The sequence below is a fragment of the Caulobacter sp. GW821-FHT12F03 genome (assembly GCF_058806855.1).
Genome location: NZ_JBXAQC010000002.1, coordinates 434,795 through 450,080 on the forward strand (window position 1 = coordinate 434,795; position 15,286 = coordinate 450,080).

General features: G+C 70.3%; 14 protein-coding genes. 10 read left to right on the forward strand and 4 right to left on the reverse strand.

Going from position 1 to position 15,286, the window contains the following annotated elements; genetic code table 11:
• Positions 1-21: 21 nt before the first annotated feature.
• The 5 genes from AC1RN0_RS07580 to mmcB all read left to right on the forward strand — a co-directional run bounded on the left by AC1RN0_RS07580 (position 22) and on the right by mmcB (position 3,442).
• On the forward strand, positions 22-426 hold the full coding sequence (locus AC1RN0_RS07580) for a metallopeptidase family protein (protein WP_492786823.1): 405 nt from the start codon (positions 22-24) through the stop codon (positions 424-426).
• A gap of 23 nt (positions 427-449) precedes the next feature.
• Positions 450-881 (forward strand): SWIM zinc finger family protein, encoded by a 432-nt coding sequence (locus tag AC1RN0_RS07585; protein WP_492786824.1) that lies wholly within the window; start codon positions 450-452, stop codon positions 879-881.
• Positions 882-1,183: 302 nt separating this feature from the next.
• The gene (locus AC1RN0_RS07590; protein WP_492786825.1) at positions 1,184-2,311 is read left to right on the forward strand and encodes a ferritin-like domain-containing protein; all 1,128 of its coding nucleotides are present in this window, start codon (positions 1,184-1,186) and stop codon (positions 2,309-2,311) included.
• Positions 2,312-2,427: 116 nt separating this feature from the next.
• Complete coding sequence (locus AC1RN0_RS07595) at positions 2,428-2,979, forward strand: lipocalin family protein (RefSeq protein WP_492786826.1); 552 nt, start codon at positions 2,428-2,430, stop codon at positions 2,977-2,979.
• A 31-nt stretch (positions 2,980-3,010) separates the two neighbouring features.
• Entirely contained in the window at positions 3,011-3,442 is a 432-nt protein-coding gene (gene mmcB / locus AC1RN0_RS07600; protein ID WP_492786827.1) for a DNA repair putative endonuclease MmcB, read from the forward strand.
• 121 nt (positions 3,443-3,563) lie between these two features.
• Here mmcB and AC1RN0_RS07605 read toward each other — a convergent pair whose 3' ends face one another.
• Positions 3,564-4,121, reverse strand: a complete 558-nt coding sequence (locus AC1RN0_RS07605; RefSeq protein ID WP_492786828.1) for an ActR/PrrA/RegA family redox response regulator transcription factor — start codon at positions 4,119-4,121, stop codon at positions 3,564-3,566.
• Positions 4,122-4,166: 45 nt separating this feature from the next.
• A complete protein-coding gene (locus AC1RN0_RS07610; protein ID WP_492786829.1) occupies positions 4,167-5,609 on the reverse strand; it encodes an ActS/PrrB/RegB family redox-sensitive histidine kinase in 1,443 nt (480 codons plus the stop codon).
• A gap of 53 nt (positions 5,610-5,662) precedes the next feature.
• Here AC1RN0_RS07610 and AC1RN0_RS07615 point away from each other — a divergent pair, with 53 nt between their 5' ends.
• The 3 genes from AC1RN0_RS07615 (at position 5,663) to AC1RN0_RS07625 (ending at position 8,361) form a co-directional block, all read left to right on the forward strand.
• The gene (locus tag AC1RN0_RS07615) at positions 5,663-6,256 is read left to right on the forward strand and encodes an SCO family protein (RefSeq protein WP_492786830.1); all 594 of its coding nucleotides are present in this window, start codon (positions 5,663-5,665) and stop codon (positions 6,254-6,256) included.
• Between the two features lie 70 nt (positions 6,257-6,326).
• Positions 6,327-7,577 (forward strand): polyhydroxyalkanoate depolymerase, encoded by a 1,251-nt coding sequence (locus tag AC1RN0_RS07620; protein ID WP_492786831.1) that lies wholly within the window; start codon positions 6,327-6,329, stop codon positions 7,575-7,577.
• A 43-nt stretch (positions 7,578-7,620) separates the two neighbouring features.
• Positions 7,621-8,361 (forward strand): M48 family metallopeptidase, encoded by a 741-nt coding sequence (locus AC1RN0_RS07625; protein WP_492787008.1) that lies wholly within the window; start codon positions 7,621-7,623, stop codon positions 8,359-8,361.
• A gap of 7 nt (positions 8,362-8,368) precedes the next feature.
• Here AC1RN0_RS07625 and AC1RN0_RS07630 read toward each other — a convergent pair whose 3' ends face one another.
• Positions 8,369-10,315: a transglycosylase domain-containing protein gene (locus AC1RN0_RS07630; RefSeq protein ID WP_492786832.1), complete on the reverse strand. Its 1,947-nt coding sequence runs from the start codon at positions 10,313-10,315 to the stop codon at positions 8,369-8,371.
• A gap of 238 nt (positions 10,316-10,553) precedes the next feature.
• Here AC1RN0_RS07630 and recQ point away from each other — a divergent pair, with 238 nt between their 5' ends.
• Together recQ and AC1RN0_RS07640 are read left to right on the forward strand one after the other, a co-directional pair.
• Positions 10,554-12,317 (forward strand): DNA helicase RecQ, encoded by a 1,764-nt coding sequence (gene recQ, locus AC1RN0_RS07635; RefSeq protein WP_492787009.1) that lies wholly within the window; start codon positions 10,554-10,556, stop codon positions 12,315-12,317.
• Between the two features lie 96 nt (positions 12,318-12,413).
• Complete coding sequence (locus AC1RN0_RS07640) at positions 12,414-13,793, forward strand: serine hydrolase domain-containing protein (RefSeq protein WP_492786833.1); 1,380 nt, start codon at positions 12,414-12,416, stop codon at positions 13,791-13,793.
• Here the strand turns inward: AC1RN0_RS07640 and AC1RN0_RS07645 are convergent.
• On the reverse strand, positions 13,790-15,286 hold the full coding sequence (locus AC1RN0_RS07645; RefSeq protein ID WP_492786834.1) for a tetratricopeptide repeat-containing sulfotransferase family protein: 1,497 nt from the start codon (positions 15,284-15,286) through the stop codon (positions 13,790-13,792). The genes AC1RN0_RS07640 and AC1RN0_RS07645 overlap by 4 nt on opposite strands.

Below are 15,286 nucleotides of genomic sequence, written 5' to 3' on the forward strand. Positions count from 1 at the left end.
CGGCGGCGCCATCTTGCGGCGATGAGCTTTCCCCCCGCCGCCCTCGCGCCCTCCCTGGACGATTTCGCGGCCATTGCACGCGCCGCCTTCGACGCCCTGCCCGATCCGTTTCGGGGGCTGGCGGGCGACGCGGTCATCCGCATCGCCGATTTCGCCGATGAAGAGGTGCTGAAGGACCTTGAGATCGAGGACGCCTTCGAGCTGACCGGCCTCTACCAGGGCGTCGACCTGTCGCGGCGCTCGGTGTTCGATTCCGGCGTCCAGCCGTCGATGGTGTTCCTCTATCGCCGCCCGATCCTCGACGAATGGGCCGAACGCGGCGATGTCACGCTGGAAGAGCTGATCGCCCACGTGCTGGTGCACGAGATCGGCCACCATTTCGGCCTCTCCGATGACGACATCGACGCCATCGAAGACAAAGCGTGAACGAATCGGATAGGCAGGCCTCCATGATCGCGCCCGAGTTCGACTACGACGCCGTCTGCCGTGACATGCCCGAAGCGCGGGTCATGCGCGGCGAGGCCTATGCCGCCAAGGGCTGGGTCGATCTGGTCGAGGTCTCGCCGTCCGGCGTCGTGGCGCACGTGACCGGCGAGCGCGACATCACCTATGTCGTCGAGGTCGCCGCGCGCAACGCCTCGGACGCCCTCTGCACCTGTCCGGATTTCGCCGAGAGCGGCCTGCGCTGCAAGCATGTGGTGGCGACGGTGTTCACCGTGCTCGACCAGGATGACGCCGCCCTCGAGGCCGCCGCCGGCCGCCTGTCCCGCCTGACCGACCTGCTGGAGATGGAAGGTCGCGACGACGCCCTGGATCTCGTCGACCGCGCCCGCCGCGACCCGGCCCTGCTGCGCGAGCTCGAGGGCGAAGAGGTCGGCTGAAGAAGGGCCCAAGGCCTAGGGTCTAGGGTCTAGGGACTAGTCGCCCTGCGCCAAACGAGGGCCCTTGCTAGCCCCTAGCCCCTAGCCCCTAGCCCCTAGCCCCCAGCCCCCAGCCCCCAGCCCCCAGCCCCCAGCCCCCAGCCCCTGGCCCCTGCTTCCGCCCCATCGTTAACTTCCGTTCAGAACTTGACGCCCCCGTCACTTTTCAATTGACCCGCAATCGCAAAAGTGGACAGTGTTCACATCGCACGAGGTCCGGCTGCAACGGGCCCGTTTACCCGACTGGCCGGAGGACCCCCGCGATGAGCGACAAGAACATCACCAAGGACGCCATGTACGACGCCGTCGCGCCGGACGATTTCGAGTCGATGCTCGAACTCGACCGCTACGGCAATCGTTCGACCGCGTTCGACAAGATCATTTCCGCGACCCACGACCACTTCTGGGATCCGCTGTCGAAGGACTACATCGACTTCGACGAGCCCTTCGACATGGAGAACCAGGCCATCGTCCCCGAGGACATGGTCGTGGCCCTGTCGACCGACTACGTGTCCAACCACCTGTCGGACCCCAAGACCCGCATCCGCTTCATCAACGAGTCCACGCTGCGCAGCTTCTCCTCGATCCTGCACGGCGAGCAGGGCGCGCTGAACCTGTCGGCCAGCCTCTGCCACGTGCTGAAGGACCAGGGCGCGCAGGAATACGCCGCCAACCAGACCCGCGAGGAAGCCCGCCACGTCACGGCCTTCGCCAAGTACGTCAAGGCGCGCTGGGGCCGTCCGGTCGAGTGCGGCCCGACGCTGAAGGCCCTGCTGGTCGAGATCATCGGCGCGCCGGAGGTCTACAAGAAGATCATCGGCATGCAGATGCTGGTCGAGGGCCTCGCCATGGGCGCCTTCGCCACCTTCTACAACAAGCTCAATGACCCGGTCGGCAAGAAGCTGATGCAGCTGGTCATGACCGACGAGGCCTTCCACCACAAGTTCGGGAAGATCTGGGCCGATCGCACGATCCCCAAGCTGAGCCCCGAGGAACACGCGATCATCGAGGACTGGGCGGCCCACTGCTTCCAGGCGGTGCTGTTCAACCTGGTCGGCCCCAACCAGCAGCGGGACCTCTACGAGAGCTTCGGCCTCGACCCCGACAAGGTCATCGCCGAGTTCGCCCAGATCATGACCGACGACATCCGTCGCGAGAGCATGAAGGAACAGACCAACATCTTCCGCGTGCTGGTCAAGACGCTGCTCAACGCCGGCATCATCACCGACCGCACCAAGGCCTTCTACGGCATGTATGTCGACCTGGAAGAGCTGAAGATGGAAGGCGACCGGATGGTCGGCGACGACATCGCCGAGGACGGCATCCGGTACCTGCAGGCGATCAACTTCAAGGACCGCGAGCACAAGCCGGTCAGCATCGCCGCCGAATAAGGCTTCCGTTCCGACGGACCGCGAACGCCCCGCCCGCAACGGCGGGGCGTTTTGCGTTTCCGGAGAGTCGCGCGGGACTCCCCGTTTCGGGCCAACCACGCTAGGTTGGCGCCGCCATGCGCCTGCTGCTGTTCATGATCCTGGCCGGGCTGTCGATCGCCGGCGCGGCGATCGCCGCCGCGCCGCGCCCCGCCCGTCCCGTGCCGGCCGGCTTCTATTCCGGCCGGTGGTTCGAGATCGCCCGCATCCCCAACGCCGGCCAGCGCGACTGCCACGCGCCGGAAAGCCAGTTCAACCGGACAGGCGGGAGCGGCGACGTCAGCTTCGTCAGCGATCAGGGGGAGTTCTCCGTCCGGCAGATCTGTCACCGGGGGTCGCCCACCGGCCCGGCGCGCGTCTACGCCACACGGGGGCGCATCCTGCCCGGCGCCGGCAACGCCCGGTTCGAGATGGTCTTCCTCGGCGGCCTCAAGCATCAGGAATACTGGGTGCTCGACACCGCCCCCGACCAGAGCTGGGCGATCATGGCCACGCCGGGCGGCAACTACGTCTGGCTGCTGTCACGCCGGCCGGTCATGGCCCCCGCCGTCCGCGCCGCCGCCGTCGCCCGCATCCGGGCCCTGGGCTACGGGCAGCCGCTGGAGTTCCCGTCGCCCGCCGCGACTTGACTTCGAACGAAACCGGAACATCAATGCGGCCGTGGACGTCGCCCTGACCCTTGTCGCCATCTCCCGCCCGGAGACCACGCTGGCCGTGACGCGCGGCGCGGCGCGGCTGCTGGCGGAGATGGCCTATGCGCCGCTGGCCGAGGTGGGGCTGCCCAACGGCCGGCGCGCCGACCTGATGGCGCTGGGCCCCAAGGGCGAGATCGTCATCGTCGAGGTCAAGTCGAGCGCCGAGGACTATCTGACCGACCGCAAGTGGGCCGAGTACGCACCCTACTGCGACGCCTTCTTCTTCGCGGTGTCGCCGGACTTTCCCCATGCCCTGATCCCGCCCGAGCCGGGGCTGATCGTGGCCGACGGCTTCGGCGGCGCGGTGGTGCGCGAGCCCGGCTGGACGCCGCTGGTCGCCGCCCGGCGCAAGGCCCTGACCCTGGCTTTCGCCCGGCTGGCGGCGTTCAGGGGGTGATCCCAACCCCGCTCACCCCGGCGAATGCCGGGGTCCAGATCAAAGAGCCGTGTGGTCAGCCCGTTCAAGCCAGACTTGTCATCTGGGTCCCGGCATTCGCCGGCATGAGCGGGAAAGCTGGTTAGCGCGGCGCCCGCTTGGCCAGGATGCGCTGCAGGGTGCGACGGTGCATCGACAGGCGACGGGCCGTCTCCGAGACATTGTGGCCGCACAGCTCGTAGACCCGCTGGATATGTTCCCAGCGGACGCGGTCGGCGCTCATCGGATTGTCCGGCGGGGCCGCGAGGTGATCGCCCGCCGCCAGCAGGGCGCGGGCCACGTCGTCGGCGTCGGCCGGCTTGGCCAGGTAGTCGACCGCTCCGGCCTTCACCGCCGCCACGGCCGTGGCGATGTTGCCGTAGCCGGTCAGCATGACCACCCGCGCGTCGGGCCGTGCGTCGCGGATCGCCTGCACCACCTTGAGACCGGTGCCGTCGTCCAGCCGCATGTCGAGGACGGCGAAGGCGGGCGCGGCCGCCTTCACCAGCTCCAGCGCCTCGGCCACGCCCGCGGCCATGCGCACTTCGAAACCCCGTTGCTCAAGCGCCCGGCCCAGTCGCGTGCGCAGCGCCATGTCGTCATCGAGAACCAGCAGGCTGCGGTCCTCGAGGGCGGCGATCAGCTCGGAAATGTCGGTCACGACGTCATCCTGTTCACTGTTCCCGTGACGATTGAGAAAATCGCGTCATTCTGTCGCGCCCTTGTACGCTAGTTCAAGCGCTCCGTGGTCAGAGAAAACGTCGCGTTCCGGCGGAGCCTCGATCGCCTCGCGCCGCCAGCGCGCCGTGATCACCGCCCCGCCGTGGCGGCCATTGCGGAAGTCGACGTTGGCCCCGGTCCGTTCCAGCAGGGTCTTGGCGATGAAGAAACCCAGGCCCATGCCGACGTGGCCGCTGCGCATGGACTCCGCGCCCGGACGGCTGGTCACATAGGGCTCGCCGAGCTTCAGCAGCACCTCGGGCGCGAAACCCGGCCCGTCGTCGCGCACCTCGATGGCGATGTGCCGGGCGTCGAACCGGGCCGTGACCAGGATCTCCGACCGGGCGAAGTCCACCGCGTTCTCGACGAAGGCCGTCAGGGCGTGAAGGATCTCGGCCAGGCGCCAGATCTCCGGCGCGGGCGCGTCGTGAGGTCCCGACACCACGGCCTCGACGCGGACGTCGGGCCGTCGGGCGTGGGGCGCGATCGCCTCCTGCACCACCTGCAGCAGGGACATCCGCTCATGCACGGAGTCGGCCGCCTCGGGCGTGCGGGTCAGGCGGCGCAGGATGTCCCGGCACCGTTCGGCCTGGGTGATCAGCAGTTCGGCGTCGTCCTTGAGTAGGCCGTCCGGCGTGTTGCGGGCCAGCTCCTTGGCGACGATCGAGATGGTCGCCAGGGGCGTGCCCAGCTCGTGCGCCGCCGCCGCCGCCAGGGCGCCCAGGGCCGACAGCCGCTGTTCGCGCGCCAGCACGGTGTGGGCGGTGTCGAGCGCCAGCTCCATGCGGGCCGCTTCCTGCGCGGCGTACCAGGCGTAGGCGGCGGTGGAGGCGATGCCCAGCACCCGCGCCATCACCGCGCCGATCCGGTTGAGCAGCGGCGGGTTGAACGGCGCCGCGTCGGGCGAGGGCAGAGGCAGGGCGGTGATGGCGAGGAACACGCAGGCGGCGATGGCCAGCAGCGCGATCCCCACCGTGTGGCGCAGCGGCAGGGTGGCCGCCGCCAGCGTCGCCGGGCCGATCAGCAGCAGGGAGAAGGGATTGACGATCCCCCCGGTCAGATAGAGCAGGCCCGACATCTGCAGGATGTCAAAGGCGATGTGGGCCGCGGCCTCGTCGTCGGTCGCCAGCCGCTGGCCGGAAGTGGCGAGGCTGACCAGCACGTTGAGCCAGGCCGACAGGGCGATCAGCGCGAAACAGGCCGCCTCGGGCGTCGGCAGTTTGAGTCCGTAGGCGACGACGACGACGGTGATCGTCTGGCCGGCCACCGCCACCCAGCGCAGGTTGGTCAGCGCGCGGACGCGGAGCCGGCCCCGGCGCGGCACGCCGGCCGGCCACAGCGCGTCCCAACCTTGCGCGGCCGGGCGGCCCGGCCTATCGAGACCAGGGTCCTGCTCGGCGGTTGTCGCCAGGTCGGATGTCAGCGCCATTTCGCCAGCTTGGCCTCAACTCACGCCAATGGCGAGCCCCGATGGAGAACGCCGTGCCGCGCAATCGTCTGTTGTTGGTCGTGCTGTGCGTCCTGGGCCTTCTGGTCGCCGGGTTCGCCGCCCTGAGCGCCGGCCTGTTCCGTCCCGCCCCGACCGCCGACGTCGTCGGCGGCCCGTTCCAGCTGGTCGATCAGACCGGAAAGCCGGTCGATCAGACGGTGCTGAAGGGCAAGTGGAGCGTGGTCTTCTTCGGCTACACCTACTGTCCCGACGTCTGCCCCACGACGATGCAGGCGCTGCGCGCGGCCGTCGACCAGCTGGGCCCGAAAGGCAAGGACCTGCGCATCGTGTTCGTCTCGGTCGACGCCGGCCGCGACACCCCCGCCAAGATGAAGGAGTGGCTCGACGCCCAGGGCATGCCCGAGGGCACGCTGGGCCTGACCGGCACGCCCCAGCAGGTCGCGGCGGCGGCGAAGGCCTACCGTGTGGTCTACCAGATCGACGGCGACGGCCCGGACTACCAGGTCAACCACTCCACGGTGGCCTATCTGATGACCCCGCGCGGCCGGTTCGACCGGGTGCTGGCCTACGGCCTGACCCCGGAGCAGATGGCCGACCAGATCCGCCGGGCCATGCGCGGCGATTAGACCGCCGATTGGGGCTGGACTTCGTTAAGCCGCGTCGTGTTATGCTGCGCTGCACAACGAACGAGGTTCGATGCTCTACGCCCTGCACGAGGCGAACTACTACGCCGCATCGCCCATGCGCGCCGCCGCGCGCGTGACGCGCGACTGGTGGTCGTCGCCGCTCAATCCGGCCCGTAACACGGTCCTCGGCCGCCGCATCTCCGCCGGCGCCGACCTCTACGCCACGGTCACGCGCCGCTACGGCAAGCCCGACTGGATGATCGACGAGATCACCGTCAACGACCACAAGGTCCGGGTCCGCCCGACCGTGGTCTGGGAAAGCCCCTGGTGCCGGCTGATCCAGTTCGACCGCGACATGGCCGACATGCGCCGCGCGGGCAAGCTGCAGCTCGACCCCGCCGTGCTGATCGTCGCCCCGATGTCCGGCCACTACGCCACCCTGCTGCGCGGCACCGTCGAGGCGTTCGCGCCGGACCACGCCGTGTTCATCACCGACTGGTCGAACGCCCGGGACGTGCCGATGATGGAGGGCCGGTTCGAGTTCGACGACTACATCGACCACGTCCAGCAGATGCTCGAGGCCCTCGGCCACCGGGCCCACGTCGTGGCCGTCTGCCAGCCCGGCCCGCCGGTGCTCGCCGCCGCCGCCCTGATGGCCCAGGACAACAATCCCTATCGTCCGCGCAGCATGACCTTCATGGGCTCGCCGATCGACGCGCGCCTGTCGCCGACCGTGACCAACAAGCTGGCCGAGGAACGGCCGTTCACCTGGTTCCAGTCGAGCATGATCTACACCGTGCCGCCGCCCTATCCGGGCGTGGGCCGGCGCGTCTATCCGGGCTTCGTGCAGCTGGCCAGCTTCATGTCGATGAACCTGGACCGCCACAAGGACGCCCACCGCCGCTACTTCGACAACCTCGTCGCCGGCGACGGCGACAGCGCCGAAAAGCACCTGGCCTTCTACGACGAGTACCTGGCGGTGATGGACCTGACCGAGGAGTTCTACCTCCAGACCATCGACAAGGTGTTCCAGTCCTACGCCCTGCCCAAGGGCGAGCTGGAGCATCGCGGGCGGCTGGTGGAGCCCGCGGCGATCACCGACATCGCGCTGATGACCGTCGAGGGCGAGCTGGACGACATCTCCGGCATCGGCCAGACCCAGGCGGCCCATGACCTCTGTCCGAACATTCCCGCCGCGATGAAGCGGGACCACGTCCAGGAAGGCGTCGGCCACTACGGCGTGTTCAACGGCCGGCGCTTCAAGGAAGAGATCTTCCCCAGGGTGCAGGCCTTCATCCGCGAGATGGACCCGGACTTCTGAAACCGGCTTTTCGCGGCGGCCGCGCCGTCCTAAGCACGGGATGATGAAGCTCTTCGGCCGGCCCCGTTTCAGCCATGGCGACCGCATTGAGGCGGACGGCCATCCGGTGCGCCTGTCGGTCAACGCCCGCGCGCGGCGCATCAGCCTGCGGGTCGACCGCGTCAAGCGCGAAGCCATCGCCATCGCCCCCAGCGCCCGACGTCTCGACGAGGCCGTCGCCTTCGCCCACGAGCGGGTCGACTGGATCGCCAGCCAGCTGGCCGACCTGCCGACCACGACCCCGCTGCGGCCGGGTGTGGAGATCAGCCTGTTCGGCGAGACCGTGCGCCTGGTGGCCGGAACCGGCCGCGCGAAACTCAATCCGGCGACGGCCTTCGAGACCGCCTCGATCACCGCCCCGGATGACGCCGCCTTCGGCGACCGGGTGCTGCGGCTGGTCAAGGTCGAGGCGCGGCGCTGGCTGACCGAACGCACGATCGTGCACTGCCGGGCGCTGAACCAGCCGCTGCCGAAGATCGCCATCACCGACGCGCGCGGCCGCTGGGGCTCCTGCCGGCCGGCCAGCGCCCGGGGTCCGGCCTCGATCCGCTACAGCTGGCGGCTGGCGCTGGCGACGGCCGAGGTCGCCGACTACGTCGCCGCCCACGAATGCGCGCACCTGATCGAGGCCAACCATGGCCCGCGGTTCTGGGCGCTGGTGCGTGACCTGAACGGCGATCCCGCCCCGCATCGGATCTGGCTCAAGCGCGAAGGCGCCCGGCTCCAGGCGGTCGGCCGGGGCTGATCCGTCGTCAGTACGGAATCTCGTCCGGGGTCTTCGGCGCGGGGGCCTGCGGCTGCGGCGTCGGCGGCTTCTCGGCGTCGTCGCCCATGCCCAGCGTCGACAGGATGTCGCCGATCGCGTCATGCGGCGCTTCCACCTGCACATAGCCGCCGGGAATGGCCTGGGCCTTCAGCCGGGGCAGGGCCTGGCCCATGAACGACCGCCAGATGGTCGCCGGCGCGCCGCCGCCCGTCACGCCCCTCATCGGCTTGTTGTCGTCCTTGCCGGTCCAGACCGCCGTGACGAAGCCGCCGGTGTAGCCGACGAACCAGGCGTCGCGGTAATCGCTGGTCGTGCCGGTCTTGCCGGCGATGTCGTAGTTCGGCACCCGGGCGCGCTTGCCCGTGCCGCTGATCACGACCTCGCGCATCATCTGGTTCATGTACTGCAGCGCCGGCGAGCCGATCACCGACTTGCGCGGCCGCTTCTCGAGATTGCGGTCGTAGAGCACCCGGCCATTGGCCGTACGGATGCGCTGGATGCCGTAGCCCTTGGCGAGGAAGCCGCCGTTGGAGAAGGCGGCGTAGGCCTGGGCCATCTCCAGCGGGCTGACCTCGACCGCGCCGAGCGCCATCGAGGGATCGAGCTGGATCTTGCTGGTGATGCCGAGGCGCCGGGCCACGGCCGCGACGTTGCCTGTGCCGACCTCGTCAGCCAGTCGCGCGGCGACCGTGTTGACCGACTGGGCCAGCGCCGTCTGCAGGGTGATCGGCCCCAGGTATTTGCCGGAGTAGTTGCGCGGCTGCCAGCCGTTGATGGTCACCGGCTCGTCGGTCACGACCACGGCCGGGGTGCGCCCCGCCTCCATGGCGGCGAGATAGACGAACGGCTTGAAGGCCGAGCCCGCCTGGCGACGGGCGCTGGTCGCGCGGTCGTACTGGCTTTCGGAATAGTCGGCGCCGCCGACATAGGCGCGGATACGGCCCTCGCCGTCGATGGCCACCAGGGCCGCCTGCTGCACGCCCTGGCCGCGCGCGCCGCTGACGCCCGCGCGCACCGCCGATTCCGCGGCGGCCTGGATCGGCAGGTCCAGCGTGGTCTCGACGATCAGGTCCTCGGTCGGTTCGCCGACCAGCGAGCGCACCTGGGCGTCGACCCAGTCGGTGAAATACTGCGCGCGCTGGTTGGCCAGAACCGAGGAGACGCGCACCGGATTGCGGAAGGCCTCGGCGCGTTCTTCCTTGGTGATGGCCTTGGTGCGGACCATCTCGTCCAGCACGATGGTCGCCCGGCGGGCGGCGCGTTCGGTGGCCGAAACCGGGCTGTAGCGCGACGGGCCCTTCATCATGCCGGCCAGCAGGGCGGCTTCGCCGAGGGTCAGGCGCGAGGCGGGCTTGTTGAAGTAGCGTTGGGCCGCGGCCTCGATGCCGTAGGCGCCGGCGCCGAAATAGACGCGGTTCAGATAAAGGGCGAGGATCTGCTTCTTGCTGAACTTCATTTCCAGCCAGACGGCCAGGATCAGCTCCTGGGCCTTGCGGCGCGGGGTCTGGTCGAGCGTCAGGAACAGGTTGCGCGCCAGCTGCTGGGTGATGGTCGAGCCGCCGGCGGCGAAGCACCAGCAGGACACGTCCTTGACGATGGCCCGGCTGATGCCGAGCGGATCGAACCCGGGGTGGTAGTAGAAGCGCCGGTCCTCGATGGCGATGAAGGCCTTGGGGACATAGTCGGGCAGCTTGTCCAGATCGACGGGCGGCGCGTACTGGCTGCCGCGCACGGCGATCAGGGCCCCGGACCGGTCGAGATAGGAGATCGACGGCTGGCGGGTGACCGAGTTCAGCTTCGACACGTCGGGCAGGTCGGTGGCGAACACGGCGAAGAAGGCGACGAGGAAGATGAGTCCCCAGACGCCGGCCACCGCGCCCCAGTAGAGAAACGCCTGAAGGGGTGTCCGTTTGACGCCCTGTTCGTTCGCCATGTCGCCGTCGCTGCCTGTGGGAAAATGTCGCCGACGCCCCGGGCGGGCGTCTGGGTCCTGATGCCTTGCCCATGGTTGATGGGCAATGAACACGCCCTTTTCACGGCCTGTCCATGCAGAACTTGCGCAGGGGGTTAGCAAGCGGGCGATCAACCGCCATAAGCGGGCCGTGACCGATTCCCTCTCCCCCGCCCGCGACATCCTGCGCCGCGTTTTCGGCCACCCGGACTTTCGCGGCATGCAGGGCCAGGTGATCGGCGAAGTCCTCGCCGGCCGCAGCGCCATGGCCGTGCTGCCGACCGGCGGCGGCAAGAGCCTCTGCTACCAGATCCCCAGCCTGCTGCGACCCGGCCTCGGCCTCGTGGTCTCGCCGCTGATCGCCCTGATGGCCGACCAGGTCGAGGGGCTGAAGCAGTCGGGCGTGGCCGCCGAGCGACTCGACTCGAACACCGATCCCGACGCGCGCCAGGACATCTGGCGGCGGATCGACGCCGGCGAACTGGACCTGCTCTACATGTCGCCCGAAGGCCTCGGCCAGTCGGCGATGCTGAACCGGCTGTCCCGAACGCCTCTGGCCCTGATCGCCATCGACGAGGCCCACTGCGTCAGCCAGTGGGGCCACGACTTCCGGCCCGACTACCGGCTGCTCGGCCGGCTGGCCGACGTCTTCCCCGGCGTGCCGCGCCTGGCCGTCACCGCCACGGCCGACGCCCGCACGCGCGAGGACATCCGCACCGAGCTGCGGCTCGAAGGCGCGGCCGAGTTCGTCGACAGCTTCGCCCGGCCCGAGCTGGCCCTGTTCGCCGAGCGCAAGCGCGGGCCGGGGCACGGCCGTGTCGAGGAACTGGTGCTGGCGCGGCCCAACCGCTCGGGCGTGGTCTACGCCGGCTCGCGCGAGGGCACCGAAAAGCTGGCCGAGCGGCTGGCGGCCTCGGGGGTGCCGGCGCTGGCCTACCACGCCGGCCTCGACAAGGACCTGCGCAGCCGGCGGCTGGAGACCTTTCTCGAGGCCGACGCGGCGGTGATGGTCGCGACCATCGCCTTCGGCATGGGCGTCGACAAGCCGGACGTCCGCTACGTGATCCACGCCGACCCGCCGGCCTCGATCGAGGCCTACTGGCAGGAGATCGGCCGCGCCGGGCGCGATGGCCAGCCGGCCGAGGGCATCACCCTGTACGGTTCGTCCGACATGGCCTGGGCCCTGCGCCGGATCGACAGCCGCGAGGTCTCCGACGAGGTCCGCCAGGTCCAGATCCGCAAGGTGCGCCAGCTCTACAACATGCTCGACGGCACGGCCTGCCGGGCGGCCGCGGTGCGGCGCTACTTCGGCGAGGAGGGCGTCGCCCGCTGCGGCGTCTGCGACCTGTGCCTCTCGCCGCCGGCCGCGCTGGACGCCAGCGTCGCGGCGCAGAAGGCGCTGGCCGCCGCCCACCGGCTGGGCGGCCGCTACGGCCGCGGCCGGCTGGTCGACCATCTGCTGGGCAAGACCAGGGACGTCACCGAGTTCGAGTCGTCCCTGTCGACCTGGGGCATCGGCAAGGAGTTCAGCGCGGCCGGCTGGCGCGACCTGATCGACCAGCTGCTGTTCGAGGGGCTGCTGCGCGAGGATCCCAACGATGGCCGGCCGCTGATCGGTCTGGGCGACGCCGCCGAGGTCAAGGCCGTCTATCGCGGCGAGCGGCAGGTCCAGGTGCGCAAGGCGCCGGAGGGCCAGGACGCGTCCGGCCGCATCGGCCGGTCCTCCGCGCGGGGCAAGCGCCGCGAGGGCCCGGAGCTGACCGGCGACGCCGCGGCCCTGTTCGAGGCCCTGCGCGCCTGGCGGCGGGACGAGGCGCACGAGCAGCATGTGCCGCCCTATGTGATCTTCTCCGACCGCACGCTGGAGGACATCGCCCGGCTTCGGCCCCGGTCGTCATCCGAGCTGCTGCTGGCCAACGGCGTCGGCGACAGCAAGCTGCAGCGGTACGGCGCGGCCGTGCTCAAGGTCGTCAAGGACAGCTGACGCTCGTCGCCTGTCCGGCGGCGGCATGAGGGAAGTTTAACGTGGCAGCGGCGGTGGCGGCCGCTAGGTCTGGCGGGCCACAGCCGGAGCCCGCCCATGCGTCTCGCCGTCCTGATGCTCGCCGCCTGCCTTGTCGCGGGCCCGGTCTTCGCCGACCCGGTTGACGATGTGGTTCAGGCCCAGATGGCCCGCAGCCATATTCCCGGCGCGGCCGTCGCGGTGGTCCAGCACGGCAGGATTCTCAAGCTGCAGGGCTACGGCAAGGCGAACCTGGAGTGGGATGCGGCGGTCGACGCCGACACCACCTTCCAGATCGCCTCGGCCACCAAGCTGTTCACCGGCATCGTGCTGATGCGCATGGTCGAACGCGGCGAACTCTCGCTCGACGACCCGCTGACCCGGTACTTCCCCGACGGCCCGGAAGCCTGGCGGGCGATCCGGGTCGGCCAGCTGGCCAACCACACTTCGGGCCTGACCCAGGGCTTCGGGCCCAACAGCCAGTTCGCCACGTTCGACGAGTTCCTGACGGCCACCAGGGCCCTTCCCCTGGTCTACCCGCCCGGGAGCCGGTCGCAGTACGGGCTGGCCGACTTCATCCTGTTGCAGGCCATCCTCGAGAAGGTGTCGGGCAAGCCGCTGCCGACGCTGTTCGCCGACGAGATCATCACGCCGCTGGGCCTGACCCACACCGGCTTCAGCCAGGCGGTCAATCGCGGCGGCGTCCGCTGGAGCGACGTGCTGCCAAGGCGCGCCATGGTCTACGCCTGGGAGGACGGCCGGCAGCATGTCAGCGACGGCCTCTATCGCCAGATCACCTACGCCGCCGGCGGCCTGTTCTCGTCCGCCGGCGATATGGCCAAGGTGTTTGTCGCGGTTGACGAGGGCCGGCTGCTCAAGCCCGAGAGCCTGCGGCTGATCGAGACCCCGCCGACCCTGACGGACGGATCAAAAGGCGGGTTCGGCGTCGGCTGGACCACGCGGACCTATCGCGGCGTCCCGATCGTCGGTCACAGCGGCGGCCCGGCGCTGGCCGACGTGGTCCGGTCGGAGGACCGCAAGCTGACCATCATCGTGCTGACCAACCAGCACCGCTTCTACCCGCTGCTGGCCGAAAGCGTGGCGGACGTCTACCTGCCGGCCGGCCCGCGCGCGCCGGTCCTTCGCGACAGCCGGCCGGCGTTGACCGCGGCGGTCACCCGCATCCTGACGACGGCGGCCACGGGCAAGGTCGACCCGGCGCTGTTCACCGAGGACGGGGCGAGGGAGATGGTTCCCTTCTTCGGCGAGCTGAGCGGCTCGCTGCTGCCCGCGGTCGGCCCGCTGAAATCCGCCGACCTGATCGCCGAGACCGTCAGGGACGGCAGGGTCCAACGCAAGTACCGCGTCGCGTTCGAAGGTCGGGAGCTGTTCTGGAGCCTCACCGCCGGGCCTGACGGCAGGATCATCGCGCTGATTCCGGTCGGCGAAGACGACTAGGCCGCCGCCGGCCCGCCCTCGCCCAGTCGGCCGGCCGCACGCAACACCGTCAGGGCCGGTTCGAGGCCGGGGCCGTAGCGTCGCCAGATGTCGAGGTTGCGGTCGTGCAGCGGCTCGCGCACCTGCACCGCCGAGGCGGTCGACACCGCGGCCGTGTTCTCGTGGAACGACAGACAGGCCGGATCCCAGTCCAGGCCGCAGAAGGCCAGGGTCTCGCGCATGGTCTGTTCGGGCCGGGCGACCAGCGCGGGATAGTCGATGACGCGGTAGCGGTCGGGCGGCAGGCGCGCTTCCCAGGCCTCGCTCAGCGTCTCCATGCCGTCGATGTACCGCGCCGTGTCGGCGAGGTCGTAGCTGTAGTCGTGGAACAGGGAACGGGTGTTGAAGAACTGCCGGTAGTTGCCGACGACGGTGTCGGCGGCCGGCCGGCGCAGGCGCAGGATGCGGGCGTTGGGCAGGATGCGGGCGATCATGCCGGCGAGGATCAGGTTGAACGGCCGCTTGTCGACGAACCGCGCCGCCGGTTCCGCGAAGCCGGCGGCGGCGCGCAGGAAGGCGTCGCCCATCGGACCCGCGGGGCCGCCGGCCGCGCGCAGAACGGCCTGCGCCGTCAGCCGGGCCGTCGGCGGCTGGCCCGCGACATTGAGCGCCAGGGCGACCATCACCGGCAGTTCACCGGCCGAGACGACGTCACGGTGGCTCGACAGGATCCGGTCCATCAGCGTCGTGCCGGAGCGGGGCGGGCCGACGACGAAGATCGGCGCCGGGGACGGATCGCCCGCGCCGCGCGGCCCGGTCTCCCAGGCATGAACGGCGGCCCGGAACAGGGCGAGGTCCGCCTCCACGTCATAGGGCTGACGGCGACGCCGCGCCGCCTTGGCCTCGGTAAGGGCCTCAAGAGCCCGCGGATAGTCGCCCCGGGATTCGAACGCCCGCGCCAGGGCGTGGCCGGCCGCCAGGCTTTTCTCGACATCGTCGCGCGCGGCGCGGGCGAGCCGCTGCAGGGCCGCGATGTCGTCGTCGGTCGGGTTCCAGCCCGGCAGGCCCGACAGGGTCGACCAGGCCATGGCGTCGTCGGGCGCGACCCTGATGGCGCGGCGCAGGGCGTCGGCCGCCGCGTCGAAATCGCCGACGTACTGCGCGCCCCAGGCGAGGTTCCTGAGGATGCCGGGATCGTTCGGCGACAGGGCGGCGGCGCGGCGGAACAGGGCGAGGCCCGCCGCGTAGTCGCGCGTGCTGCACAGCACATGGCCCGACCGGTCGAGCGAGCGGGCGTCGGCGCGGGGGGTCTGGCCGACCCGGCCGGCTTCGGCGCGGGCGCCGGACAGGTCGCCGTGGTTCAGGCGTTGCAGCGCCAGTCGCGAGCGCAGGTCGGCGTCGTCGGGCAGCAGGGTCAGGGCTCGTTCGAGCGCCGCGATGGCCGCGACCCGGTCTCCCCGGGCCAGCGCGGCCATGGCGGTCTGACGCCAGTGCTCGGCGGGCGACAGGGTCAT